This window comes from Frigoribacterium sp. Leaf44 (assembly GCF_001421865.1).
GTDB lineage: Bacteria > Actinomycetota > Actinomycetes > Actinomycetales > Microbacteriaceae > Frigoribacterium.
In genome coordinates this window covers 894580-919212 of record NZ_LMLG01000006.1, presented here as the reverse complement: position 1 = coordinate 919212, position 24633 = coordinate 894580, and the positions used below count along the sequence as shown (strand labels likewise).

General features: G+C 69.6%; 24 protein-coding genes. 17 read left to right on the top strand and 7 right to left on the bottom strand.

Features of this window, described 5'->3' with window-relative positions:
* Positions 1-124: 124 nt before the first annotated feature.
* On the bottom strand, positions 125-373 hold the full coding sequence (locus ASE87_RS12845) for a glutaredoxin domain-containing protein (RefSeq protein ID WP_043594734.1): 249 nt from the start codon (positions 371-373) through the stop codon (positions 125-127).
* A gap of 235 nt (positions 374-608) precedes the next feature.
* On the opposite strand from ASE87_RS12845, the gene ASE87_RS12840 reads away from it, so the two are divergent.
* The 3 genes from ASE87_RS12840 (at position 609) to ASE87_RS12830 (ending at position 9103) form a co-directional block, all read left to right on the top strand.
* Positions 609-2123, top strand: a complete 1515-nt coding sequence (locus ASE87_RS12840; RefSeq protein WP_162235885.1) for an MFS transporter — start codon at positions 609-611, stop codon at positions 2121-2123.
* Positions 2124-2413: 290 nt separating this feature from the next.
* Entirely contained in the window at positions 2414-7846 is a 5433-nt protein-coding gene (locus ASE87_RS12835; protein ID WP_056229019.1) for an S-layer family protein, read from the top strand.
* Between the two features lie 303 nt (positions 7847-8149).
* Positions 8150-9103, top strand: coding sequence for a nuclear transport factor 2 family protein (locus ASE87_RS12830; RefSeq protein WP_056229015.1), 954 nt, complete (start codon positions 8150-8152; stop codon positions 9101-9103).
* Here ASE87_RS12830 and ASE87_RS12825 read toward each other — a convergent pair.
* Positions 9100-9624, bottom strand: coding sequence for a VanZ family protein (locus ASE87_RS12825; RefSeq protein ID WP_056229013.1), 525 nt, complete (start codon positions 9622-9624; stop codon positions 9100-9102). The genes ASE87_RS12830 and ASE87_RS12825 overlap by 4 nt on opposite strands.
* A gap of 188 nt (positions 9625-9812) precedes the next feature.
* Positions 9813-10220: an ATP-dependent DNA ligase gene (locus tag ASE87_RS12820; RefSeq protein ID WP_192119052.1), complete on the bottom strand. Its 408-nt coding sequence runs from the start codon at positions 10218-10220 to the stop codon at positions 9813-9815.
* Between the two features lie 446 nt (positions 10221-10666).
* Here ASE87_RS12820 and ASE87_RS12815 point away from each other — a divergent pair, with 446 nt between their 5' ends.
* Together ASE87_RS12815 and ASE87_RS12810 are read left to right on the top strand one after the other, a co-directional pair.
* A complete protein-coding gene (locus ASE87_RS12815) occupies positions 10667-11476 on the top strand; it encodes a formate/nitrite transporter family protein (RefSeq protein WP_043594732.1) in 810 nt (269 codons plus the stop codon).
* Positions 11477-11620: 144 nt separating this feature from the next.
* Positions 11621-11887, top strand: a complete 267-nt coding sequence (locus ASE87_RS12810; protein WP_056229009.1) for a hypothetical protein — start codon at positions 11621-11623, stop codon at positions 11885-11887.
* A gap of 321 nt (positions 11888-12208) precedes the next feature.
* Here ASE87_RS12810 and ASE87_RS12805 read toward each other — a convergent pair whose 3' ends face one another.
* Positions 12209-13336 (bottom strand): FAD-dependent monooxygenase, encoded by a 1128-nt coding sequence (locus ASE87_RS12805; protein WP_056229006.1) that lies wholly within the window; start codon positions 13334-13336, stop codon positions 12209-12211.
* A 113-nt stretch (positions 13337-13449) separates the two neighbouring features.
* Here ASE87_RS12805 and ASE87_RS16850 point away from each other — a divergent pair, with 113 nt between their 5' ends.
* Positions 13450-14091, top strand: a complete 642-nt coding sequence (locus tag ASE87_RS16850; RefSeq protein ID WP_056229003.1) for a TetR/AcrR family transcriptional regulator — start codon at positions 13450-13452, stop codon at positions 14089-14091.
* 22 nt (positions 14092-14113) lie between these two features.
* On the opposite strand, the gene ASE87_RS12795 is transcribed toward ASE87_RS16850, so the two are convergent.
* Positions 14114-14803, bottom strand: a complete 690-nt coding sequence (locus ASE87_RS12795) for a TetR/AcrR family transcriptional regulator (RefSeq protein WP_043594728.1) — start codon at positions 14801-14803, stop codon at positions 14114-14116.
* A gap of 135 nt (positions 14804-14938) precedes the next feature.
* Between ASE87_RS12795 and ASE87_RS12790 the strand changes: the two genes are divergently transcribed.
* The 10 genes from ASE87_RS12790 to ASE87_RS12750 all read left to right on the top strand — a co-directional run bounded on the left by ASE87_RS12790 (position 14939) and on the right by ASE87_RS12750 (position 21644).
* Complete coding sequence (locus ASE87_RS12790; RefSeq protein WP_056229000.1) at positions 14939-15805, top strand: NAD(P)H-binding protein; 867 nt, start codon at positions 14939-14941, stop codon at positions 15803-15805.
* A 64-nt stretch (positions 15806-15869) separates the two neighbouring features.
* The gene (locus ASE87_RS16175; protein WP_157489879.1) at positions 15870-16286 is read left to right on the top strand and encodes a hypothetical protein; all 417 of its coding nucleotides are present in this window, start codon (positions 15870-15872) and stop codon (positions 16284-16286) included.
* Positions 16287-16384: 98 nt separating this feature from the next.
* A complete protein-coding gene (locus tag ASE87_RS12785; protein WP_056228998.1) occupies positions 16385-16576 on the top strand; it encodes a hypothetical protein in 192 nt (63 codons plus the stop codon).
* The gene (locus tag ASE87_RS12780) at positions 16563-17330 is read left to right on the top strand and encodes a hypothetical protein (RefSeq protein WP_056228995.1); all 768 of its coding nucleotides are present in this window, start codon (positions 16563-16565) and stop codon (positions 17328-17330) included. The genes ASE87_RS12785 and ASE87_RS12780 overlap by 14 nt, the downstream gene beginning before the upstream one ends.
* Positions 17331-17574: 244 nt before the next feature.
* Positions 17575-18045 carry a universal stress protein gene (locus tag ASE87_RS12775; protein ID WP_056049983.1) on the top strand — a complete coding sequence of 157 codons (471 nt, stop codon included), beginning with the start codon at positions 17575-17577 and terminating at the stop codon, positions 18043-18045.
* The gene (locus tag ASE87_RS12770; protein ID WP_056228992.1) at positions 18042-18782 is read left to right on the top strand and encodes a 2,3-bisphosphoglycerate-dependent phosphoglycerate mutase; all 741 of its coding nucleotides are present in this window, start codon (positions 18042-18044) and stop codon (positions 18780-18782) included. The genes ASE87_RS12775 and ASE87_RS12770 overlap by 4 nt, the downstream gene beginning before the upstream one ends.
* A gap of 1 nt (position 18783) precedes the next feature.
* The gene (gene eno / locus ASE87_RS12765) at positions 18784-20136 is read left to right on the top strand and encodes a phosphopyruvate hydratase (RefSeq protein ID WP_082452597.1); all 1353 of its coding nucleotides are present in this window, start codon (positions 18784-18786) and stop codon (positions 20134-20136) included.
* The gene (locus ASE87_RS12760; RefSeq protein WP_082452596.1) at positions 20133-20669 is read left to right on the top strand and encodes a CrcB family protein; all 537 of its coding nucleotides are present in this window, start codon (positions 20133-20135) and stop codon (positions 20667-20669) included. The genes eno and ASE87_RS12760 overlap by 4 nt, the downstream gene beginning before the upstream one ends.
* On the top strand, positions 20666-21043 hold the full coding sequence (locus ASE87_RS12755; protein ID WP_307785063.1) for a CrcB family protein: 378 nt from the start codon (positions 20666-20668) through the stop codon (positions 21041-21043). Before ASE87_RS12760 ends, ASE87_RS12755 begins: the two co-directional genes overlap by 4 nt.
* Positions 21044-21200: 157 nt before the next feature.
* Entirely contained in the window at positions 21201-21644 is a 444-nt protein-coding gene (locus ASE87_RS12750; protein WP_056228989.1) for a hypothetical protein, read from the top strand.
* A gap of 32 nt (positions 21645-21676) precedes the next feature.
* Here the strand turns inward: ASE87_RS12750 and ASE87_RS12745 are convergent, their stop codons facing one another.
* A complete protein-coding gene (locus ASE87_RS12745) occupies positions 21677-22825 on the bottom strand; it encodes a TDT family transporter (RefSeq protein ID WP_056228986.1) in 1149 nt (382 codons plus the stop codon).
* A gap of 69 nt (positions 22826-22894) precedes the next feature.
* Between ASE87_RS12745 and ASE87_RS12740 the strand changes: the two genes are divergently transcribed.
* Complete coding sequence (locus tag ASE87_RS12740) at positions 22895-23803, top strand: LysR family transcriptional regulator (RefSeq protein ID WP_162235884.1); 909 nt, start codon at positions 22895-22897, stop codon at positions 23801-23803.
* Here the strand turns inward: ASE87_RS12740 and ASE87_RS12735 are convergent, their stop codons facing one another.
* On the bottom strand, positions 23804-24349 hold the full coding sequence (locus ASE87_RS12735; protein WP_056228981.1) for a uracil-DNA glycosylase family protein: 546 nt from the start codon (positions 24347-24349) through the stop codon (positions 23804-23806).
* Positions 24350-24633 lie beyond the last annotated feature (284 nt).

Below are 24633 nucleotides of genomic sequence, written 5' to 3'. Positions count from 1 at the left end.
AAGTGAACAACCCGCCACACGTTCGCGTGGCGGGTTGTTCACTTCGTGGCGGGGTGGAGAGTCGGCGCGTGGCGCGGGGCCGGGGTGCCGGGGTGCCGGGGTGCCGGGGTGCCGGGGTGCCGGGCTAGAGCTTGGCGGCGAGCTCGGCGTCGGTCGGCTCGACCAGGTGGCTGCCGTCGGGGAAGACCACGACGGGGATCTGCGTGCGACCACTGACGGCGTAGGCACGATCGGCACCGTCGGCGACGGCCTCGAGGTCGACGTAGTCGTAGGCCACACCCTCGCGGTCGAGCAGCGCCTTCGAGCGGCGGCAGTCACGGCACCACTCGGCGCCGAACATCAGGATGCGGTCGGGGGCGGTGTCGGTGCTCATGGCGACCAGGGTACGCGCGGTGACGGGGCGCGGACACGCGACCCGCGCCTCCTCGTCCTCGACGGGCCGCGGAGAGCGCCCGCTCGCCGCGAGCGAACGTCGTTCGGTTTCTCGTTCGGGGGCCTTGCGAGCCCCCGGGGGTGGCATGTCACACTGGATGAGCGCCCTCGTCGTGGAGTGGCAATCCCCCCAATCCACCCGCCAGCAGCATGGCCCGCGACGAGTGTGCTGCATCGTGCAGACCGGGGTCGACCACGAGTCGGCCGCCGACGTCCACGGTGCCCCCGACGAGATCATCGTCATGCGCACGCGCCACGGGCCCGGAGGCAATCCCGTGACCGACACCCTTCAGCGTCCGCCCGAGACCTCGAGCACGCCCGCCGTGCGCACGCCTTCCGTGCGCACGCCCGCCGCCGCGTCTCCCCCGCGCTCGTCGTCGACGCCTGCGCGCGACACCCGCCCCACGCCCCAGCCGCACCGCCTGACCCCCTCGGGCGTCGTCGGCATCGCCGTGCTCGGCCTCGCGACGTTCTTCGCCATCACGACCGAGTTGAGCCCGGTCGGCCTGCTCTCGACGATGAGCACCGACCTCGGCGTGAGCGAGGCGCGCATGGGCGTCGTCGTCACGGTCTACGCCGTGGCCGTCGCCGCGCTCGCCCTGCCGCTCACCTGGGCCACCGCCCGCTTCCCCCGCAAGGCCGTGCTCGTCACGACCCTGGTCGGCTACACGGCCTCGAACCTGATGGTCGCGCTCGCCCCGAGCTTCGGCGTGTTGCTGACCGGCCGCGTGGTCGGCGGCATCGCACACGCCCTGTTCTTCTCGGTGGCGTCGGCCTACGCGACGCGCATCGTGCCACCGCGCCTGGCCGGCCGGGCGATCGCGTTCGTCTACTCGGGCAGCTCGCTGGGCTTCGTGGTGGGCGTGCCGCTCGCGACGACCGTCGGCGACCAGCTCGGCTGGCGTCCCGCCGTGGGCGCGGTCGCCGTCGCCACCGCGGTGCTGGCCGTCGTGGCCGCGCTGTTCCTGCCGCACGTGCAGGGCGAGTCGTCGCCGCACGTCGGCTCGGTGCGGTCGTGGGCGCGCTCGGGGCTGCTCGCCGTGGTCGTGGCCGACCTCATGCTCTTCGCCGGCCACTACGTCGTCTACACCTTCATCGGTCCGTACCTGACCGGGGCCGGCCTCGGCGAGGACCTCGTCGGTGGCGCCCTGCTCGTGCTCGGCGGCACGGGCGTGATCGGCCTGCTCGCGGCCGGCGCGTTCGTCGACCGGGCGCCTCGGCAGACCCTGATCGTCGCGGTCGCGGTGATGATCGGCGCCCTCGCGGTCCTGCCGTTCGTGCACGGCTCGCTCGTCGGCACCTTCGTCGTCGCCGGCCTGTGGATGGCCGCGAACGGCACGACCGGCACCCTCTTCATGGCCGCCGCGATCCGCACGGGCGGTGTCAGCCCCGACATCGCCGGCGCGCTGATCAACGCCGGCTCGAACGTCGGCATCGCCGCGGGTGCCGCGATCGGCGGGCAGGTCTACGGGATGTCGGGCCTCGCCACGGTACCGTTCGCGGCCGCGGCGATCGTCGCGATCAGCCTCGTCGTGATCGTCGCGGGCCGACGCGGGTTCCCCCTGACCGGTCACGCCCAGGCGAACCTGTCGACCTCGTCGCTCGCGGTGATCACCTCGTCGGTCGCGGTCGTCACGACGTCGATCCCGACCGTCGGCCAGGGCCGCCGCGGGCGTCGCCCCCGCCGCTAGGACACCAGGAGGCGCGGGTCGCGTCCTCGGCACCGCGACCCGCCCTCGACCCGCCCCTGACCCGCCCCTTTGTACCCCGATGTCCCCCACAAGGCGGACGAAATCACCCCTGCTCTGGGGACTCCACTCGACAGGCAAGAAGCTTTATTGTCGAAACATCCACTTCCGTGGAGCCCCCGTTCCCGTCGGGGGCGACACGCGGGCGCCTGAACCCCCGCGTGTCGAGCAGGACCGACGTCCGACCGGATCCGACCCGGCCGGACGCCCCCACCCGAGGACATCACCAGCCCATGTCGCTTCTCCGCGCCTCCGTGCGCCCCCGCCGTCGTGCCCTCTCGTTCGCGGCCTTCGCCACCGCCTCCGTGCTCGCGGCCGTCGCCGTGACGCAGGCCGTCGCGCCGGCACCGGCGCACGCCGCCGCAGCGCTCTCGTGCGACCAGAACACGATCTACGCGACGGCCGGCCAGGGCCAGTTCGTCGCCATCAACGTCGCGGCCAACACGGTGTCCGACGTGATCGCCGGAACGGCGAACCCGTTCTCGCCGGCCAACAACGGTCTCGGCGTCGGGCGGAACGGCCTCGACGCCTACGCCTTCACCAACGGCACGGCCAACAACTCGAACGGCAACACGCTCGCGCGCTACGACTCGGCGGCCGGGGCCGTCACGACCGTCGCCGACGCGAACCCCTCGGGCGCACCCGCATCGACCCTGCGGGGCGCCGTCAACCCGGTGACCGGGATCTACTACTACGCGACCGGTGGCGACCCGGCCACGATCTCGGCGTACAACCCCAAGACCGGTGACAAGATCGGCGTCGTCGGCCGCATCCCCGGCCTGCAGGCCGGCAACGGCGACTTCGCCTTCAGCACGCAGGGGCTGCTCTTCGTCGTGGCGAGCAACGCGGTCTACCGACTGAACGACGAGACGATCCCGACCACGGCCGGCACCACGTCCCTCGCCGCCACCAAGCTGACCGATCTGCCCACGGGCACCAACAGCCCCGGCATCGCCTTCTCGTCCGACGGCTACCTCTACGTCTCGTCCGGCATGCAGATCATCAAGCTCGACTCGAGCTCGGGTGCCGAGGTCAGTCGCAGGACGACCCCGGCCATCAGCAACATCACCTCGTACTCCGACCTCGCGAGCTGCAACTACGCCAACACCCTGACCGGCAAGGCGGATGTCAAGGGCCGCTGGAAGTCCGGCGACCAGTTCGCGCTCAAGGTCGACGGCGGCAACCTGTCAACGCCCTCCACCGCGACGACGTCCGGCAACGCGACCGGGGTCCAGGCCCAGAAGGCCGGCGCAGCGCTCGCGATCCCGGCCCGCACGTACACCGTCTCGCAGACGGCGGGCAACAGCACGACCCGCCTCGCCGACTACTCGACCACCTACCGGTGCGCGAACGTCAACGACGACGCGACCGTCGCCTCCGGCTCGGGCAACACCGCGCAGTTCTCGTTCCCCGCCGCGACGAGCGCCGACGGCACCGACGTCGTCTGCACCTTCGTCAACACCGTCTCGGCGATCTCAGCCGCAGCCTCCGACGACACCGGGACCACCGCCTCCGGAACCCCCCTGAGGGTCGGCGCGCCCGGCGTCCTCGCCGACGACGCGGGCACCGACCTGACCGTGACGTCGAACACGGAGCCGGCGCACGGGCAGGCCACCGTCGCGGCCGACGGCTCGTACGTCTACACGCCCGCGAAGGGCTTCTCGGGCACCGACACCTTCCAGTACACGACGACCGACGGAGGCGGTGGCACGTCGACCTCGACGGTCACGATCACCGTCACCCCGGCGAGCAGCGACGACGTCGCGACCGCTCGTGCCGGCCAGGCCCTCGTGGTCGACGCCTCCTCGGGCGTGCTGACGAACGACTCCGGCGCCGGGCTGAACGCCGCCGTCGCGACCGGACCCTCGCACGGCTCCCTCGTGCTCGGCCGTGACGGCTCGTTCCGGTACGTCCCCGCGGACGGCTTCTCGGGCACCGACACGTTCACCTACACGGCGACCGACGCCGAAGGCCGGAGCACCACGAGCACCGTGACGCTCACCGTGCTGCCCACCGCCGTCGACGACACGGCCACCGCGGTCGCGGGCACCCCGACGACCATCACCGGCAGCGCCCTGACCGCGAACGACGACGGCATCGACCTGGAGGTCACCGCCGTCTCGACGCCGGGCCACGGCACCGCGTCGGTCACCCCCGCGGGCGACGTGATCTACACGCCGGCGAACGACTTCTCGGGCACCGACACCGTCGACTACACCGTCACCGACGGCACGGGCGGCACCGACACCGGCACGGTGACCGTGACCGTCGCGCCGCGCGCCTCGGCCGACACCGCCGACGCCGTCGCGGGCTCGCCCCTCGACGTGCCCGCCGGGCGTGGACTGCTCAGCAACGACGGGGGCCGCGGTCCCCTCGAGGCCGCGCTCGCCACGGGCCCGACGAACGGCACCGTCGTCGTCAACCCCGACGGCTCGTACGTCTACACGCCGGCGAAGGGCTTCTCGGGCACCGACACCTTCACCTACACGCTGACCGACGCGAACGGCGTGACGAGCACCGGCACCGCCACCGTCGCCGTCGCCCCGAAGGCCGTCGACGACACCGTCACCGTCGTCGCGGGTGGCAACGCGCACGTCGACGGTCCCGGCGTCCTCGGCAACGACCTCGGCACCGGCCTCAGCGCCGCGATCGTGACCGGCCCGCAGCACGGCACCGCGACCATCGCCCCGAACGGCGAGTTCGACTACACGCCGACGCCCGGCTTCTCGGGCACCGACACGGTGACGTACCAGGTCACCGACGCCGCCGGCCGCACGGCGACCGCGACCGTGACGATCACCGTGAAGCCGGTGGCCGTCGACGACCAGGTCACCACCCCCTCCGACACGACCGTCACCACGGCGGCCCCCGGCCTGCTCGGCAACGACCTGGGCACCGGGCTGCGCGTGACCGACCACGGCACGCCCGCGCACGGCACCGTGACGGTCGACGCCGACGGCGCCTGGAGCTACACGCCGGACGCCGGCACCTCGGGCACCGACTCGTTCGAGTACCAGGTGACGGACGCCGCGGGGCAGACCGCGACGGCTCGCGCCTGGGTCATCGTCGGCGACCTGGCCATGGCCGACCAGGGCACCGCGACCGCCGGCCGCGACCTGACCGTGCCGGCGAAGGCCGGCCTGCTCTCGAACGACCGCGGCACCGGCCTGACGGCCGTGCTGGACGGAGCCCCGCGTCACGGCGACGTGACCGTCGCGAAGGACGGCTCGTACGTCTACACCCCGGCGAAGGGCTTCTCGGGCACCGACGACTTCACGTACACCGCGACCGACGCCGAGAACCAGACCAGCACCGGTGTCGTGACGATCGTCGTGCTCCCCGACGCCGTCGACGACACGACCTCGACGAAGGCCGGCACCACGGTCACCGTGACCGCCCCCGGCGTGCTCGGCAACGACCTCGGCACCGACCTGCGAGCCGAGATCGTCGACGCCCCGGCCCACGGCACGGCCACGATCGCAGCGGGCGGCACGATCAGCTACACGCCCGTCGACGGCTTCTCGGGCACCGATCAGCTGACCTACCGCGCCACCGACGCGTCCGGTGGGTCGGACGTCGCGACCGTGACGATCCATGTCGGACCGATCGTCGTCGACGACTCCCCCGCGGGGGGCACGACCGCCGACCAGCCCCTCGTCGTCGACGCCGACCACGGCGTGCTGTCGAACGACACGGGCACCGGCCTGACCGCGACCGTCACCGACCAGCCGAAGGCCGGCACGGTCACGATGGCACCCGACGGCTCGTACACCTACACGCCGAAGCCCGGCACCTCGGGCACGGACTCCTTCGGCTACGAGGTCACGGACGGCAACGGTCAGACCGGCACGGGCACCGTCACGATCGTGGTCAGCCCCAAGGCCACCCCCGACGTCGCCACGGTCGCCGCCGGTGACCGCGTCACGGTCGCCGCACCGGGTGTGCTCGGCAACGACGTCGGGACCGGCCTGACGGTCACCGCGGTGACCCCGGCCGCGCACGGCACGGCCACGATCGCGCCGGACGGCACCGTCGACTACACGCCGGCCCCCGGCTTCTCGGGCACCGACGTCGTCACGTACACGGTCACCGACCGGGACGGCGGCACCGCCACGACGACGGTCACCGTCTCCGTCACGCCCCGCGCCCTCGACGACCGGTACTCGACGCCCGCCGGCACCGCGCTCTCGGTACCCGCCCCGGGCCTTCTGGTGAACGACCTCGGCACCGGCCTGACCGTGACGGGTGCCGGCACCCCGGCGCACGGCACGATCGACACCCGGTCGAACGGGTCGTTCGTCTACACGCCGGTCGCCGGCTTCTCGGGCACCGACCGGGTGACGTACACCGCGACCGACTCGTCGGGGACCGCGACGAAGGCCACCGCGACCATCGTCGTCGGAGCCCTGGCCGTCGACGACGCCGGCAGCACCCGCGCCGGCACCCCGCTCACCGTCGACGCCGCACACGGCGTGCTCTCGAACGACTCGGGCAGCTCGCTGACCGCGGCACTCGACGCCGCGCCCACGCACGGCACGGTCGACCTCGCTCGCGACGGCTCGTACGTCTACACGCCGAAGACCGGCTTCTCGGGCACCGACGCGTTCACCTACACGGCGACCGACGGTGAAGGGCAGACCCGCACGGGCACCGTCACCCTCACGGTGCTGCCGACCGCGATCGACGACGCGGCCTGGACGCCGGCCGACACGACGCTGACCGTCGCCGCCCCAGGGGTGTCGGGCAACGACCTCGGCACCGGCCTGCGCGTCACCTCGACGGGCCTCGCGGCTCACGGCACGGCGACCATCGACCCCAGCGGACGCTTGGTCTACACGCCGGACGCCGGGTTCTCCGGGAAGGACGCCGTGACCTACACGGTGACCGACCGCGACGGCGGTACCGCGACCGCCACGGTCAGCATCACCGTGCGCGTCAAGGCCGTGGCCGACTCGGGCAGGACGATCGCCGGCAAACGACTCGTCTCGGGCAGGGTCGGCGGCGTGATGCGCAACGACGACGGTTCGGCCCTCTGGGTCGCCCTGGCGTCCGAGCCGTCGCACGGCACCGCGGCACTCGACCTCGACGGATCGTACGACTACATGCCCCGTGCCGGCTTCGTCGGGGTCGACACCTTCGACTACACGGCGACCGACGAGGCCGGACAGACCGCCCGGGCGACCGTCACCATCACGGTGCTGGGCGCGGCCGTCGCGGTCGACGACCAGCAGCGCGGCACCACCGACCACGCGGTCACCGTCGACGTCACGACGAACGACGCCCCCACCGAGGGAGCGACCTTCGACCGCGGCACCGTCGTGATCGTCGACCCGGCCACCGGTGACGGGGTCAGCGCGCTGACCGTGCCCGGGCAGGGCACCTGGACGGTCGTCGACGGCTCCGTGGTCTTCACCCCCGCGAAGGGCTTCGACTCGAAGGCGTCGGTGCAGTACCGCGTGACCGACACGGCCGGCGAGACGGTCCAGGCGGTCGTCACGGTGTCGTTCCCGATGATCCTGTCGGCGACGCAGCTGGCCTTCACCGGCAGCGCGTCGGTGCTCGGCATCGCCGCCATGGCCCTGCTCGGGGTCGCGCTCGGCCTGGCGCTCTCGCGTCGCGGCCGTCGCGTGGTCGGCCCGATCCGAGGCCGTCGCCGGGCCGAGTAGCCCCCGACGTGCCGACGTCCCCGTCCGCCCGCCCCTCCTGCCGAGGGGACGGGCAGGCGGGGACGTCGGTCGTGAAGGAGGCGCGGTGCCGGTCCCCTCGGACGGCGACGTGTGTGAGCACGACTCGCGTCGGACACGCCGCGGGGACGCGAACGAGTGCGCCACGATCCTGCGCGGTCGGCCCGGGCGGTTCCACGATTCCGACCTCCACGTGAGTGGCTTACGAGAAAGTGCGTACCTGCCGACGACGGGGCTTCCTGCGATGCTGCGATCACCCGCCGACCACACGAGCAGGAGAACACCATGACGAACGACCCGACCACGCGCAACCCTTCCCGTCGCCTCGCCCGCGGCACGGCCGTCCTCGCCGGAGTAGCCCTCCTCACCGGACTCGGCGTCGCCACGCCGGCATCCGCTGCTCCCGGGACGACACCGAAGCCGACCGTGACAGCCGCCCCGGACCGACGGGACACCACCACCGAACACCGCAACGCCTGCGCCGTGCGGACGCTCATCACCACGACCTTCGCCGATCCCGACAGCACGTCCTCCCAGCAGCTCGCAGCGAGATCCGTCTCACCGAGCGCCGTCGCGCACGGAGCAGGGACCACCGCCGGGCCGGAGGGACTCCTCGCCCAGTTCTCGGCGGACCGCACGCGCGTCCCGGGGGCCCACGCCGTGATCAAGCGCGTCGCAGCCGACGGCGACCTCGTCGCGGTGCACTGGCAGATCACACCGGACCCGCGCGACGAACGACGCGGCGACGCCGCCGTCGACCTGTTCCGCCTCGAGCACGGCCGGATCGTCGAGCGCTGGTCGCTCGAGCAGCCCGTTCCGACCGGCACACCGGCCAGCGGGAACACGAACACCATGTTCAGCGACCTCTACCGGCCGGCACGTCCGACCGCCGCGCCGTCGGAACGCCAGGAAGAACGCAATCGCGTCCTGGCCGTGTCGGCGTACGACACGCTGTTCCGGGACCACGACCCGTCGATCCTCGACCGCGCCTTCGACCCCGCGTACCTGCAGCACAACCCGGTCGCTCCGAACGGGACCGCGGCGCTGAAGCGGCTGTTCGGCAGCGGCGCGCAGTTCCCGGCGCAGCAGTCCGTCATCTCGCTCTCCGACGGCGACATCGTGTGGACCTTCTCCCAGGCGGTCGGCGCGAAGCCCGGGGACCCGCTGCTCGCCGCCGACCTGTTCCGCGTCGACGACGGCCTCATCCGCGAGCACTGGGACGTGGTCCCCACCGACTAGTCGCCCGAGGGAGCGTCGCGCACCGGGCGTGCGGCCTCCCGTCGGGTGCGGCTCCGATGCCAGGTGAGGGCACTCGCCGCGAGCACGCCCCCCACGACGGCCCCGATGGTGTTGGTGATCCAGTCACTCGTGTCGCAGGCCCGACCGATCACCACCACCAGCGCCTGGATCGCCTCGACGGCACCCGACAGCGCGACGGCACCGAGCACCGCCGCCACCGGTCGTCGCCAGAGCACCCCCGCGAGGAACGAGACCGGAACGAACAGGAGGATGTTCGCAGTCGACTCCCCCGCAGTGGGTGCGAGGTACGGCAGGCCCGGGTTGCACGTGATGCTCGGGTAAGGCGCGCCGTCCGGGTACAGCGTGAGCCCCATGACGGTGAGTACCGCCAGGCCGAAGAGAGCGCCGGTCGTCCGTGGGCGTCCCGCGAGCCACACTCCGACGAACGGACCGGCGACCACGACGCCGATCAGGACCGAGAAGGCGAGCCACGGCACCAGGGCCAGCACGGTCGAGAGCACGGACCGAGACTAGGACACGTCGGATCAGCTGAGCGCGGGGCGGGACGGAGCCGCGGTGGAACCTCGGTACGGCTCGGTGTCTCCGAGGGCCGCTCTCAGGATCACCGGCCGGGACGGAACGAGGGGGCCGGATGACGGACACGGCGTCGGTGACGTCGAGCACGCACGTGACGTGGGAGCCCTGCGAGCTAGGCGCGATGCGGCGGTCGCGCCGCCCTCGTCTTCGACGGCTCCGGACGGTCGGTGGCCCAGTCGACGTGCGTGCCGGAACCGCCGGGGAGGTGGGTCGCAGGGTCGTGGTCGGGCTCTGCTTCGGGATAGAGGCCGCGGCCTGACGACGCACTGGCGTAGAGCGCCGCGAGCCAGGTGGGGTTGATGTCGACCGTTCGACTGCCGGCGAACTTGAACCGAAGGCTGATCTGCGGAGAGAGCCAGACGGTCGACCGGCCGTCGCCGGTCTCGATCGGTTCCTTCCACGAGAACATGAACGACTCGTTCTGACGGAACTTGTTGACGATGACGATCTGGAGGTGGGCGAGGAGGCGGTCCTCGACCTTGAACTCGAGGACGTCGCCGTCGTAGACGATGTATCCCATGGCTGCTCCGAGACGGAGAACGCCCGACGGTGCTGACAGCAGGGTCTGGGCTGTGGTGGTGTGCGGATCTCACTGCGCACTGCGCCGGCCGTCTTCGCGGCGCCACACGTGGTGACGAGACCACATCGGTGATGCGTCCGCTCGGCTCTCCTCGAGACCTGACACTAGACCGCTGCCGGGGGAAGGGCGACAGGGTCCCGACCCGAACGGGACCCTGTCGCCGGCAGCTCACACCGAACCCGACGGGTGCAGCCGCTCACTTGAGGACCTGAACCACCCTCAAGGCACGTCGAGCCTGCTCCTCGGCTCGTCAACCACGACAGATATGGACTTAAGCCGAACCTTTTGGTACCAGCGGTGTTCGAGGGAGCAGCGTCACACGCGATCCACTTCGCCTCTACTGTTCACCCCGAGGACGAGACTCGTCTCCAGGGAAGGAACGAGCCATGAGCGAACGACGTCGGCGAGAACTGGGCGAGTCGGACGAACCCCTCGAGGACGAACTCGACGAATCGTTCGACGCAACCGTGGAAGAGGGTGCCGAACGCCTGCACCGCACACTCCGCACCACGCTCATCACGGGCTTCTTCGGAGGCCTCGAGGTCGGCCTGGGCATCATGGCGATGCTCGCCGTGCTGACCGAGACGGGCAGCCACCTTCTGGCCGGCCTGGCGTTCAGCATCGGGTTCCTCGCCCTGCTCCTGGCGCACTCGGAGCTCTTCACCGAGAACTTCCTCCTGCCGATCGCCGCACTCGCGGCGAAGGAGGGCACGTTCCTGCAACTCCTCAAGCTCTGGGGCGCCACGTTGGTCGCCAACCTCGCCGGCGGGTGGATCTTCATGTGGCTCGTCGTCCAGGCCTTCCCCGAATGGCACACGACCCTCGACGAGTCGGCTCACCACTTCGTGGACGCTCCGTTCTCACTGCAGACCGTGATCCTGGCCGTCCTCGGTGGCAGCACGATCACGCTGATGACCCGCATGCAGCACGGAACCACCTCCGAGCCCGCGAAGATCGCGGCCGCCGTCGCCGGGGCCTTCCTCTTGGCCGGTCTGCAGCTGTTCCACTCGATCCTCGATTCGCTCCTCATCTTCGGGGCCATCCAGGCGGGCAGTGACGTCACCTACGCCCAGTGGGCGGGGTGGTTCGGCTACACGCTGCTCTTCAACATCCTCGGGGGGCTCGTGCTCGTCACCTCGCTGCGGCTGCTCCGCACGAAGGAGCTCTTCTCGAAGGCGCGGGACGAGAACGAGTAGGGAGGCGCCGGGGCGCGGATTCTCCTCGGCCGGACCTCGCCGTCGCACCGGACCGTGACGGCGCGCTCGACCGTCGCGCACCTCCTTGAACCATCTCGGCACTCGACGTACGGTGAAAGGGCCGATGACGTCGAGGGAGTGAGCATGGACGAGGACACGGAACACCCGAGAGGTCGGCTCCGACTGCAACGACCGACCTTTCGAGGGTCCTCCGTCGGCTGGGGAATCGGTGCGTTCTTCTGGCTCGTCTGCGCGGTCCAGGCTCTGGTCGGGGTGGTGCAGAACGGGGGCACGTCCGTCGTCGGGGCCCTGGTCCTGGCCGGGCTGACCGTCCTGGCGGCGGTCTGCATCATCGGCACGGTCGCGACGATTCGGCACCCCCGTCCGGCACCGCCCGCCACGGACGACTGACGGGTTCCTCGCAGTTCCGCGGGACGAGCGACCCACTGCCTGTCGGCTGTCGGCTGTCGGTGGATCGAGGGCGCTGCCGACACGTGGTCGATGCTCCGATCAGCGGAATGTCGGGGCAACCGACGCACTCTGTCGGCCCGGCACGACCTGTTCTCCCCCGGTCAGCGTGTCGTCCTGGTCGGCGACTGGATCGAGACGGGGAGCCAAGCGATCGCCGCCACCGCCCCTCCGACTCACCGGAACACAGCCCGGCAGGCGATCGACCACCGGACGCCGCGTCGCTGATGGACAGCGAGTTCTCCTCGGTGGGGTGATCGAAGCTCAGTGCCCGAGCAGCATGTCGTTGCGGGCCCGGATCTGTTCGTCGGTAGCGGGGAAGTAGCTGCTGACGCCGACGTCTTCGGCGTCGTGCTGGATCTTCTCGACGATCGGCCGGAGTGCGCGTTCGTACTCGACGAACGCCTGCTCGGCGTCGCCGTCAGCAGCTCGCAAGGCGTCGTAGAGGGCGGTGGCACCGATGATGGCGAGCGATCCACCCATGCCCGCGGCAGGTGATGCGCAGTAGCCGGCGTCGCCGACGAGCGCGATGCGTCCGGACGTCCACGCTTGCATCTTGATCTGACTGAGCTTGTCGAAGTAGAAGGTGTCGACGTCGACTGCCTCGTCGATGTGGTCTGAGAACGGTGCGCCAGCCTGCAGTAGGTGCTCTCGGAGGATGCGCTTCTGCTGGTCGACGTCGTGGTGGTCGTAGGGGATCTCGTGCTCGGATCGGAAGCCGAGCACGAGGTCGGTCGTGGTGTCGTAGGAGTTCACCAGCATCGTCACGCCGGGCGCGTTGGTGATCTGGGTCGTCTGGCGGTCGATGACGAGGTGGTCGAGGGTGGCGACGGAGAAGTACGTCTGCAGGAAGTGGGTGTGGAGCGCTTCCTGGCCGAAGCGCAGTCGTCGCACCGCCGAGTGGTTGCCGTCGCACCCGATCACCATCGTGAAGTCCCGCTCTGTGCCGTTGCGGAAGACCACGTGGACACTGTCCTCGTCGGGCTCGGTCAGCGACCTGATGGAGTTGCCCCACAGCATCTCGACTTCCCCCTCCGTCGCGGCGGCGAGGATGTCGAGCAGATCGTCTCGGTGGATCTCGTAGCCGTCGCCGGCCGAGTCGTCCGTAGGCGGTTCCGGGTCCATCCGCGCGATGAGTTCTCCCTCCGGTGTCGTGAACTTGGTCACGCGAGGAACGAGCGCCTTCGCTCGGATCTCCTCGAGCAGGCCCATCCGTTCGACGATCGCGATGGTGTCGTCGCGGATGTCGACGGGGGTGCCGCCGCGCTTCAACCCGGATCCGCTCTCGACGACCGTGACCTCGTAACCGAGCCGACGCATCCACAACGCTGTCGCGAGACCCGCGAAGCTCGCTCCCGAGATCAACACCTGTTCCTGCGTGCGCGTGTTCATCGATCGTCCTCGTTTCCCGGCTCCTGCCGAACTTATGGTGACCCAATCTTTCTGGCCAGGCCGAAGCTAGCAGAAACTTTGGGTCACTTTATGTTTCGTGGCAGACTGGTGCCATGGAGCAAGCGAGCATGGGTGCCGGATCAGGGCTCCGAGAACGCAAGAAGCGAGAGACCCGCGAGCGTCTGGGCAATGTGGCGGCTCGGCTCTTCGCGGAGCACGGGTACGACGAGGTGTCCGTCGCGGACATCGCGGTCGCCGCGGGCGTGTCGGAGCCGACGGTCTACAACTACTTCCCGACCAAGCCCGACCTCGTCTTCGACCGAGCAGACGACGTGCTCGAGAAGATCCGGGGTGCGATCTCCCGGCGAGACCCCCAGCAGTCACCCGCCGATGCCCTGCGCTCCCTCATCCTCGAGGACATCGATCGGTACGTCGAGGACGACGAGGGATTGGCCAAGGGCGAGTTCCCCGCGCAGTGTCGGCTCAGTGCGCTGCTCCGACGTCGGGCCCTGGAGTTCTACGACGACGTCACGACCGTGGTGGCAGCTGAACTCGCAGGTACGGGACCGAACGCGATGTCCGAGCGGGCGTACGCGGCCGCGCTCGTCTCGGTGGTGCAGCAGACCACCGCGAGCATCGGCGATGCGGTCCTGTCGGATGCTCATCGGGGAGACACTCGCGCGCGTCTGGACGGCGCGGCCACGGCGACCCTCGACCACTTGTCGACCTGGTGGCACAGGGAGCACGCCACCTGAACGCGTCTCGGCAGACCACCCCTTACCGGGCGGTCGGCACGGAGATGATCCGGTCGAGCCATTCCCCGAGAAGGCGTCGCTCGGGGTCGCTTAGCTGGTTGAGCTCGGGAGCGACGGCGCGGAACGCGACGGCTGCAGCTAAATGACCTGACCGAGCCGCCACAGGCGCATCCGTCAGGATCTGCGCCAGGACGCCCTCGAACACGGCATCCGCCAGCCCGGGATCACGCTCGATAGGAGGCGTGGCAAGGATCGTCGTGATGACGCCCACTCCCGCCGATTGGATGAGTCCGACCGCTCGCGCCTCCGGCACCGCGAGGCGCCCGGCGGCGGCGACCCGGCGGACACGAGCAACAAGGACGTCCTTGCCCAGGCGAGCAGCAGGCGAGCCCGCGACACGACGCGAGTCGCTGAGCAAAGCGAAGAGAGCCGGGTTCTCGAGACCGAACTCGACCTGACGACGCCACCCGTCGCAGAGCTCCTCCACTGGATCGACATCCGCCGCGGCAGCGGCAGCCACGGTCGAGGCCTTGTCCGCGACAAAGGACGCCATGACGTGCTCAGCAACGGCCTCGAGCAAGCCGTCCTTGTCACCGAAAAGCCGGTAGATCGCGGGGGCCTGGACGCCAGCGGCCTGCGCCACGCCCCGCGTCGTAACAGCGCCCGGGCCCTGCTCACGGAGGAACCGGGCAGCGACCTCGACGATGCGCATCCGTGTGTCGACAGGAACGGTTTCGTCAGTCACAGAATCAACGATACCGCCCTCTTGCTATCGGCGTGATTCCGACGATACTCTTGCGAGCGTTCCGCTGATATCTGGTCGCGGTTCGACGAGAGGCTCACCTCCATGATCATCATCACCGGCGCCACGGGCGCCCTGAACGGCTCCACCGTCGAGCACCTCCTGAAAACCCTTCCCGCATCCGAGATCGCCATCGTCGCCCGCGACGCGGCCAAGGCTGTGCACTTCGCGGAGCGCGGAGTCGAGGTGCGGATGGGCGACTACGCCGACCCTGCGTCCCTGCCCGCCGCCTTCGCCGGAGCAGACCAGCTCCTCCTCGTCTCGGCGAGCGACCCGCACGACGACGCCGTCGCACTGCACCGCAACGCCGTCGAAGCAGCAGTGGTTGCCGGTGTCGGCCGGGTCCTCTACACGAGCCACCAGGGAGCGGCACCCGACACCCCCTTCGGACCGGGCCGCGACCACGCGGCCACCGAACGGCTGCTCGCCGAATCGGGACTGGCCTGGACGTCGCTTCGCAACGGCTTCTACGCGCACAGCCTGACCTGGTTCCTCGGCGACTGGCGCGAGACGGGCGTCATCACGGTCCCTGCCGACGGGCCCGTGTCGTGGACCGCCCGGGAAGACGCGGCCGAAGCCGCCGCGCACATCTTGCTGTCGAACGGCGACTACGACGGGCCGACGACCCTGACCGCACCCGAAGCTCCCACGTTCGCGGACGTCGCAGCGATCGCTGCCGACGTCGCCGGGCGACCGGTCGAGACCGTGGTGCTCGGGGACGACAACTGGGTCGCACACCAGGTGTCCTCGGGGCAGCCGGAGTTCATGGCACGCTTCATGCTCGACATGTACCGCGCCGCCGCCGGCGGGTTCTTTGCCGGCACCGGCCCCTTGCTGGGCAAGGTCCTCAGTCGCGAGCCCGCGTCCGTCCGCGACCTGCTTACTGCGCAGCTCGCGACGACCGGCCACTAAGAAACATCTCGTCCCACAGGCCGATCGGCTATCGGACACCGAGAAGCGTCCATAGGCTGCGCGAGTGGGAACTGCTGCTGCGAAACGACACGGGCGACGCCTCGCAGTCATCGCCGCATTGTGGATGCTCGGTTTCAGCGTTGGTACAGTGACGCACCTGTCTGAAGTGATCGCTGCAGGGGCGGGCGTCTACGACAACGCATCCGAGCCGGTCCGACGGTTCTGGATTTCGCTCACCGTCGTTGATCCCGTGATCGTCGTACTACTCCTCGCCAAGCTTCGAGCAGGCGTGCTCGCTGGAGTGGCCACGATGGTCGCGGACGTGACGGTCAACTGGTTGGCGGCGTCCGCGCAGCCCGCCCTCGCAGGGCCCGGGCTTGTTACGCAGCCGGTGTTTCTGTTGTTCCTGCTGCTCACCGCGCGTCCGCTCTGGAACTCTGCTGCAGCGGCGCGACCTCGCCGTCATCGTCCCGATTGCTGATCGGCTATCGGGCGGCTCCGCAGGTTGGCAATCCGTATATGTCCATCAGTTGAGGCGAGTTGCGAACGACTGACGGGGGTCCGTGTCACCATGGCTGAATGGTCCCCACACTCGAGATGCTCACGATTCCCGAGATCCGCAGTCGCCTAGCCGAGCTCGAGGCACGCGCAGGCGCGTCGGCTGACGAGCTGCGCCGTCGGGCCGACCGCTACGAGCTCTCGCAGGAGGGACAAGCAATCCTTCGGAAACTTGAGGACCTGACCTACCTGCAGGAGCATGCCGAGCGCTGACTCCAGCGGCCAGGCCGATGGGAACCTTCAAGAGAAGGTCTTCGACTTCATGTTGGAGATCATGGAGATGCTCGCCGCAGTAATTCCCAACGGGCTCGTCGGCCTGGACAGCACTGTCGTCCGGACTCGCGGCGGCGGCGTTGCCGTCACCGTCGAGCCGAGCGAGGAGCTCGGCCTTCGACTGGACATCGACGGTGCCGAGACTTTCCGACTCATCGTTCAGTATCGGCTCGTTCTGAGCCCGGTGAGCCATCTCGTGTCGGTGGACCGCTCGACTTTCAAGGTGAACGTGCACGGCTCTGCGCGACCCCTCTTCACCGTCGACTACCTCCGAGACAGCGGCAGCGACGTCCCGTTGGCGCACTACAACGTCCATGCCGAGCGTCAAGACATGACAGACGCGCTCATTGCTACGGGTGGGCGACGTCGCGGCAAGATCTACCAAAAACGTGTGGCGAAGGGGGACATGCCGAGATTCGGCGATGTGCATTTCCCTACGGGCGGCCATCGGTTCCGCCCCTGCCTTGAGGACGTACTCGAGATGATGATCATCGAGTTCGGCATTGACACCGTCAACAGCGCCAGTGCAGCGCTTCACGAGGGACGCCGTCGATGGCGCGTCAGACAGCTTGCCGCTGCGGTCTCCGACGACCCCATGACAGCAGTCGCCGAATTGGATCGGCTCGGATTCGACGTCATCCCGCGTGAGGGAACGGAAGTGTCGCCCCGACTCGATCGTCTAACAGCACTTTGAGGGTGTTATCCGCCATCTAGCAGGCGTACCCGGACGTCGATCCCCTATCGGGACAGGCCACCACACCCTTTTCTTGGTCGAAAAGAATGTTGTATCAGCAGGTGCAGCTTGGTCGGATCAGTGCTTGACTGAGCCTGGCGGAGACGCCACGGCGGTGGGGCTCGCCGTCACCAACCTCGACTCAGGTCGACAACAGTCCCTATCTCATCCACTGGCGTGCCCAGGAACCGAGATAGGAGACCAGATGACCACCGACACCATCGTCGTCGGAGCTCATACCCGGACGGCCGACACCGTTCTCTCGAACGCCGCCCGGTTCGCGGCCCGGCTGTCGGCACAACTCGTCGTCGTGCAGGTCGACGACTCCCGCGTCCCCGCTGACCCCGACGACGCCAGCGGCCGAGGGGCGACCGTTCCCCTCGACCCAGACGAGTACGACGACGTCGCCGCCGACAGATCTGCCCTCGAGGCGACGGCAGCCCGGCTCCGCACCGACGCGCAGATCACGGTCGACGTCCGTGTCCTCGCCGGTGATCCCGCGAAGGCGTTGGCCCGCGTCGCCGCCGACACGCACGCCGTGATGATCGTCGTCGGATCCTCGAACGGTCTCGCCGCGGGCCTGAAGGCTGCACTGCACGGGTCCACGGCATCGTTCCTCATGCACCATCAACCCGTGCCGGTGCTCGTGGTGCCGGTCTCGAAGGCCCGGCCGTGACGACCCGGATCGCCCTCGTGCGACACGGCCAGAGCCAGGCCAATGCCGACGGGCTGTTCACCGGCATCACCGACTCACCCCTCACGACCGGAGGCCGTGGAGAAGCCCGCCGTGCTGCACACCTGCTCGACGAGGCGGGTTTCCGCCCGGCGTCGATCCTGTGCTCGCCGCTGGCCCGTGCGACCGAGACTGCCCGCATCATGGTGTCCGAGAACCAGTGGACCGTGCCCGCCACCGTCGACGTGCGACTCCGGGAACGCGACTACGGCGACCTGACCGGACGGACGAAGGCGGATGTTCGCCGCTCAGCCGGCGAGGAGGACTTCACCCTGTGGCGGCGCTCACTGGACATCCCGCCCCCGCCGTCCTCCGACGCGCAGTTCGCGAAGCTGTGGGCTCAGGACGCCCTTCGTCAGGTGGATCCCTCGAACCGCACCCGGGCCGAGAGCCTGCTCGACGTCATCGTCCGGGTCCGCCCCGTCGCCGAGGCGGTCAAGGCCGGTGCCCCCGGCGGCACCGTGCTCGTGGTGGGCCACGGCAACAGCCTCCGCGCACTCTGCCTGGTGCTCGACGCGCTCACCCCACTCGAGGTCGCCGCGCTCAACATCCCGACCGGCCACCCCCTGATCTACGACCTCGCCTCCGACGGGCATCCGCTGACGCGGGGCGGCACGTATCTCGACCCGGCCGCAGCGGCCCTCGCCGCCGCGGTCATCACCCACGAAGGAGGAACCTGACATGAACGACTACATCAGCAACCGCACCGTCCACACCCATGACGTCGGCACCTACGTCACCCACGGCGGTGCACACCCCGTCCAGATCGTGTCCGCCCTCGGGCGGTCGATCTTGGACTCACGCGGATTCCCCACCGTGCAAGTCGACCTCGAACTCGCCGGCGGCACCCTCGTCTCGGGCGCCGCCCCCGCAGGAGCCTCGACCGGTGCCCACGAGGCCGTGGAACTCCGAGACGGAGGTGCAGCGTTCGGTGGCAAAGGCGTCCGGAAAGCGGCAGAGATGGTCACCACCGAGATCAGCGACCTCTTGACCTCACGCCCCTGGGCCGGGATCAGCGAGATCGACCGTGCCCTCGCCGACCTCGACGGCACCCCGAACTGGTCGCGGCTCGGCGCCAACGCCGTCGTCGCCACGTCGATCGCGGCGTCCCGAGCGCTGGCCCGCGAAGCCGGCCTGCCCCTGCACCGGTGGATCGCCCTGCTGTCGGGGGCGAACGAATCGCTCCCCGTCCCGCACTTCAACGTCCTGAACGGAGGCGCCCATGCAGCCAACGACCTCGATTTCCAGGAGTTCATGATCGCTCCCGTCGGGGCGACCAGTGAGGAGGAAGCGGTGCAGACCGGCGCAGAGGTCTACCACGCCCTGAAAGCGCTCGTACAGACCCGCTACGGCACCGCGGGCCTCGGCGACGAGGGCGGCTTCGCCCCGGCGATCAGCAGCCCCGAGGACGCCCTCGACCTCATCGTCCAGGCGATCACCGACGCCGGCCACCGGGCGGCGCTCGACGACGTCGCGATCGCCCTCGACCCTGCCGCGAACGGGTTCGGCGACGGAGACGGCCGGTACCGGGTCGCCGGGCAGGACCTCGACCGTGCGGCCCTCGCGGACCGGTACGGTGCACTGCTCGACGCGTACCCGATCAGGAGCATCGAGGACGCGTTCCACGAGGACGATCACGACGGGTGGGCGCTGATGGCGTCGAGGTTCGGCGGCCGCGTGCAGCTCGTCGGCGACGACCTCTACGTGACCGACCCCGAAAGGATCGCCGAAGGTGCCGAGAAGGGCTGGTCGGACGCCGTCCTCATCAAGCCGAACCAGATCGGCTCCGTCAGCCAGACCCTCGACGCGATCGCCACAGCTCGGTCGCACGGCATGGCCTGCATGGTGTCGCACCGCTCCGGGGAGACCACCGACACGTTCATCGCCGACCTCGTCGTCGGCACCGGGGTCGGCCAGATCAAATCCGGTGCCCCCGCACGCGGGGAGCGGGTCTGCAAGTACAACCGCCTCACCGACATCGAAGCCGATCAGCCCGGACTCCCCTACGGCCTCAGCACGAAGGACGATGCATGACCACCCCCTCACCCGACTCACCGTTTCCGCCGCTGCCCTCGAGGAGAGGCGACGAGTTCGACGGGCTGGGCCAGAACCCGGACCTCGATGTCGACGACTCCACGGGCACCGAAAGGCCCGTGCACCTGCGGTGGCGGTTCATCGGATTCGTCACCCTCGGCGGCACGATCGGCACGGGATTGCGCGAAGCCCTGGCGTTGAGCTTCCCCGCGGCCCCGGGCAGCATCCCCGTCACGATCCTGCTGATCAATGTCGTCGGTGCGTTCGCGCTCGGGCTGCTCCTTGAGTCGCTGGTGCGACGAGGGTCGGACGCGGGTCGCCGACGCGACCTGCGCCTCCTCGTCGGAACAGGCGTTCTCGGCGGGTTCACCACCTACAGCGCCCTCGCGGTCGACACCGCGACCCTGCTCGGTGACGCGCTGCCAATCTCGATCGCCTACGGTGTGGGATCGGTCGTGCTCGGCGCCGTGGGTTCCTGGGCCGGCATCACCGGCGGTGCCGCCCTCCATCGCCGTTCTGAGGCGGCGTCGTGATCGCCCCGTGGCTCTTCGTCGCGATCGCGGTCGCCGGTGGCGTGGGTGCGGCCCTGCGCCTCGTCGTCGACGGCGTCGTCCGCAGCACGTGGTCGGCCCCCATCCCGCTGGCGACCCTGGTCATCAACGTCAGCGGGTCGTTCGTGCTCGGCTTGCTCACCGGTCTCGCCGACCACGCGGGGATGCCCCGAGAGTGGCTGCTCGTCGCGGGCGGCGGGCTCATGGGCGGCTACACCACGTTCAGCACCGCAAGCGTCGAGACCGTGCGCCTCGTAGCCGAGAAGAAATGGGTCGCGGGAATCGCCAACGGCGCGGGCATGCTGCTGCTCGCCGTCGCTGCCGGGCTCGTCGGCCTCACCATCGGCACGTCATGACGCCCTTCTGCTGACGAGTCGCGAATGCTCGTGGGGGCTGCCGTCGGGGCATGCTCGTGGTTGCATCAGGTTCGCGGCCGCTTCGTGCAGCCGCACCAGTCGGCGGCCGCCGACTCCCCTTTCCGTTTCGACATACAAGTGCGCAGGAGAAAGCATCATGAGCAACACCGTCATCCATGACTTGGTTTCCGAGATGCTGGGTCGGCTTCCGTCCGGTGGAGGCATCGTGGCTGTGGATGGCGATGCTGGCGAGCAACTCTCGGACATGGGCAGTCAGTTGGCTCGGGAGATCAGCGCGAGAGGCCTCACGTCGTCGGTCCGATCATTCACGGGCGCAGACTTCGAGTCTTCACCCGCCGGCACGGACGTGCTGTTGGTCGTCGGCGAAGGCGCGTTGCAGCCTGGCGTCCGGACGCGGTGGAACTGGACTCTGTGGGTGGAGGCCTCCGGGGTGCGTGATCCGGCGAGCAACGACCGCAGTGCGGTGGCGTTCGAGAGCTACCGGTCGCGTGACGAGCCCAAGGGCGCCGCCTCGGCCATCGTCGACGTCAGTGACCCCGAGGCCTATCGCCGTGACTGGAACGACGCCTGTTCGATCTGAGTCGCTCCCCCACGCACCCTCGTCGTCCGTGGTCAGGGCAGGGGACGGGGAGGCGCGAGGAGCGTTCCGCGGATGACGCTGCCGTGGAAGGTGCGCGCGGCGACCGTGATCCAGGCCCCGACGAGCCCGATGTAGAACACGACCGCCAGTACCTGCAGCGTGACGAGTCCCGTGTGCAGGGCCAGACCGTTCAGGCCTGTCACGCAGGTGCCGACGGGGAAGGTGAACGACCACCAGGTGAGTGAGAACGGGAGCCCCTGGCGGATGGTGCGGAGGGTGATGGCCGATGCCAGTGCCGCCCACATCAGGGCGAATCCCAGGGTGGGCACACCGTAGACGAGCCCGAAGACGAACAGGGCGTGCGAGGTTCCCTGGTCGACGGCGAGGTGGGCGTTGCCACCGAGAAGGTTGACTGCGGTGATCGACTGCCCCAGGGGGCCGAGGACGATCCAGAGGGTCGGGACCATGCCGGCCGGGCCGATCTTGTGCTGGGCCAGGCGTGACCAGATCAGCGTGATGATCACGATCGACGCCAGCAATGACAAGCCGAACATCGCGTAGCACCCCCAGAGCATGTTCTGCCTTGCCTGCCCCGCGGGCAGGAAGGGCAGCAGCAGCGCACCGGTCGAGGCAGACACCATCGGGGGGACCACGGGCATGAGCCAGCCGCCGAACGCACTGTCGGGGGCCGTGTCGTGCCGGGTGAACGTCAGGTACGGGACCGCGATCGCGCTGACGAGGCCGAGCACCGTGCCGATGGTCCACAACACCCAGTCGATGCCGACCGCCAGGGGCGTACCGAGGACGTCTTTGCCCAAGAGGAGGGTGCCCGCGCCGACGGTCAGCAGCGCCATGGGCGGTGCCCCGTAGAAGTGCGCCATCACCGGATTGAGATGATGCCCCCGCGCGGTGGCTCGGTAACGCACCCAGTGCATGACGGTCGCTGTGCTGAGAGCGACCAACAACACGCTGGCCAGTGCCCAGACGATGGTCGCGGCCGGGCGCAGCCCCGGGAACTGCAACGGCAGGGTCGCCGCGGCGTTGGCGACGATGCCGGTCCCCATGATCGACGCGAACCAGTTCGGGGTCAGGTTCGACACGATCTGCCCGCGGTGCTCGAGCTGGCGGAACAGACCGCGCGTGCGGGGAGGGGCGACAGTCGGTGAGATCGCGGCAGGCATGCCTCGATCTTCGTACGTGCGTCCGGCTGCCGATACGGGCGGATGCTTGTGGTGTCACAATCGATCCTTGTGACCGGACTCCCTGTTGATCTCGAGACGCTCCGACTGCTGGAGGCGATCTCGAGATCGGGCAGTCTGGGCCGTGCCGCGACATCGGTGGGCATCAGCCAGCAGGCGGCGTCGTCTCGCATCACGGGCGCCGAGCGGCGGCTGGGTCGCACGTTGCTCGTCCGCTCTCGGGCGGGCTCGGCGCTGACCGAGCACGGACTCCTGGTGTGCGAGTGGGGCCGACCTGTGCTCGAGGCGGCGACCACCTTCGAACGATCGCTGCACACCCTGATGGCCGGCGCCTCCGACGCTCTCCTCGTAGCGGCGAGTCAGACGGTGTCAGAGGCGCTGATGCCCCGCTGGATGACAGCGGCAGCGGATCGTGTCCGGGTGCGCCTGGAATCGGGCAACAGCGACTGGGTCGTCGACGAGGTCCGTTCGGGGCGCGCGCACCTCGGGTTCACGGAGACCCCTGATGAGACCGACGGGCTCGCCACGACCGTCCTGGGTGTCGACGAACTGCTCATCGTCGTCTCGCCCAGGCACGCATGGGCATCGAAGTCCGAACCCGTGACGGCAGCCCATCTCGCATCCACACCGCTCGTGTCTCGGGAGTCGGGCTCGGGCACCCGCCGGACCCTCGAGCTCGCCCTGGGGATCGACCCTGCCCTGATGGCAGAACCCGCTGCGCAGTTGTCGTCGACGGGCGCCATCCGGGCGGCCATCGCCGGCGGTGTGGGTCCGGGAGTCATCAGCTCGTTGCTGGTCGAGGACGACCTCCGCGCCGGGCGCCTCGTCACCGTCCCGGCAGCCGTCGACCTGAGACGACCGTTTCGCGCCGTGTGGTCGGCCGGTCTGAGCGCCGGGGCGCAGGATCTCCTGGCCGTGATCGCCGCATTGCAGCACAGCCCCGACTCCTCGCCGAGATGATCAGAGAAGCGAAGCGTGCCGTAGGGCCGTGACGGCCCGCAGGTGCTTCTCGCCGGCGCGGGTGGCGTTCGCCGGCGACAGATGGGGTGCCGCGAGCACGGGCACGACCCTCGCACGCGGTTCCAGGGTGAAGTACCTCATCACGCCCGTCAGGGCCGGAGTTCCGAAGGTCACGATCGCCCGCAGCTGCGGCAGAGAATCGAGCAGCTGAGCCAGGGCAGGGCGTGCGTCGTCGAGATCGGTGACGGTCGGCGCCCGACCAAGGGCCCACGGGACGATGTTCCATCGCAGGTAGACGTGCCTGCCCAGCCCCGACTCGATCCGTGCTCGCTTGAACGCAGACGCCGTCGGCCCCGGGTTGTCCTCACTGCTGATCGCGTCCTCGCCCTGCCTGATCGTGGCAGGACCGGGTGATTCCATCAGCACGAGGACCTTCGCCGCTGCTCCTCCACCTGATGGGTCGAAGCCCGGCACGAAGCGCGCACGTCCTGGTCCGGAGCTCCGCCACTCCGACACGAGCTGATCGAGGCCCCTCGGCTGCTGCATCCCTAGACGCTACGACGTCGAGGACCATTTCCGCCCACGCTCACCGACGACGCGGAACGACCAAGACGGCGTCCGCTCCGAGTGCACTCGCCCCACAGCAAGTGATCCAGTGGGCGATCCTCTATCGGGCACCGTCCACGAGTGCGTTCAAGCGATCAACCAGTTGCGCCATTCGGGGCGGTCCGAGTCGAAGGACGAGCGACTCCGAGAACCAGCGCATCCACACCGCCTCGACATCAAGGATCGTGACGGCATCGGCCCTGAGGAGAATGCGAACCAGGTCG

Bases quoted from the DNA above. Each gene is read 5' to 3' on its own strand.
- ASE87_RS12845 (WP_043594734.1), bottom strand. From the start codon at position 373: ATGAGCACCGACACCGCCCCCGACCGCATCCTGATGTTCGGCGCCGAG.
- ASE87_RS12835 (WP_056229019.1), top strand. From the start codon at position 2,414: ATGTCGCTTCTCCGCGCCTCCGTGCGCCCCCGCCGTCGTGCCCTCTCG.
- ASE87_RS12830 (WP_056229015.1), top strand. From the start codon at position 8,150: ATGACGAACGACCCGACCACGCGCAACCCTTCCCGTCGCCTCGCCCGC.
- ASE87_RS12820 (WP_192119052.1), bottom strand. From the start codon at position 10,220: ATGGGATACATCGTCTACGACGGCGACGTCCTCGAGTTCAAGGTCGAG.
- ASE87_RS12815 (WP_043594732.1), top strand. From the start codon at position 10,667: ATGAGCGAACGACGTCGGCGAGAACTGGGCGAGTCGGACGAACCCCTC.
- ASE87_RS12810 (WP_056229009.1), top strand. From the start codon at position 11,621: ATGGACGAGGACACGGAACACCCGAGAGGTCGGCTCCGACTGCAACGA.
- ASE87_RS12805 (WP_056229006.1), bottom strand. From the start codon at position 13,336: ATGAACACGCGCACGCAGGAACAGGTGTTGATCTCGGGAGCGAGCTTC.
- ASE87_RS16850 (WP_056229003.1), top strand. From the start codon at position 13,450: ATGGAGCAAGCGAGCATGGGTGCCGGATCAGGGCTCCGAGAACGCAAG.
- ASE87_RS12795 (WP_043594728.1), bottom strand. From the start codon at position 14,803: ATGCGCATCGTCGAGGTCGCTGCCCGGTTCCTCCGTGAGCAGGGCCCG.
- ASE87_RS12790 (WP_056229000.1), top strand. From the start codon at position 14,939: ATGATCATCATCACCGGCGCCACGGGCGCCCTGAACGGCTCCACCGTC.
- ASE87_RS12785 (WP_056228998.1), top strand. From the start codon at position 16,385: ATGGTCCCCACACTCGAGATGCTCACGATTCCCGAGATCCGCAGTCGC.
- ASE87_RS12780 (WP_056228995.1), top strand. From the start codon at position 16,563: ATGCCGAGCGCTGACTCCAGCGGCCAGGCCGATGGGAACCTTCAAGAG.
- ASE87_RS12775 (WP_056049983.1), top strand. From the start codon at position 17,575: ATGACCACCGACACCATCGTCGTCGGAGCTCATACCCGGACGGCCGAC.
- eno (WP_082452597.1), top strand. From the start codon at position 18,784: ATGAACGACTACATCAGCAACCGCACCGTCCACACCCATGACGTCGGC.
- ASE87_RS12760 (WP_082452596.1), top strand. From the start codon at position 20,133: ATGACCACCCCCTCACCCGACTCACCGTTTCCGCCGCTGCCCTCGAGG.
- ASE87_RS12750 (WP_056228989.1), top strand. From the start codon at position 21,201: ATGAGCAACACCGTCATCCATGACTTGGTTTCCGAGATGCTGGGTCGG.
- ASE87_RS12745 (WP_056228986.1), bottom strand. From the start codon at position 22,825: ATGCCTGCCGCGATCTCACCGACTGTCGCCCCTCCCCGCACGCGCGGT.
- ASE87_RS12735 (WP_056228981.1), bottom strand. From the start codon at position 24,349: ATGCAGCAGCCGAGGGGCCTCGATCAGCTCGTGTCGGAGTGGCGGAGC.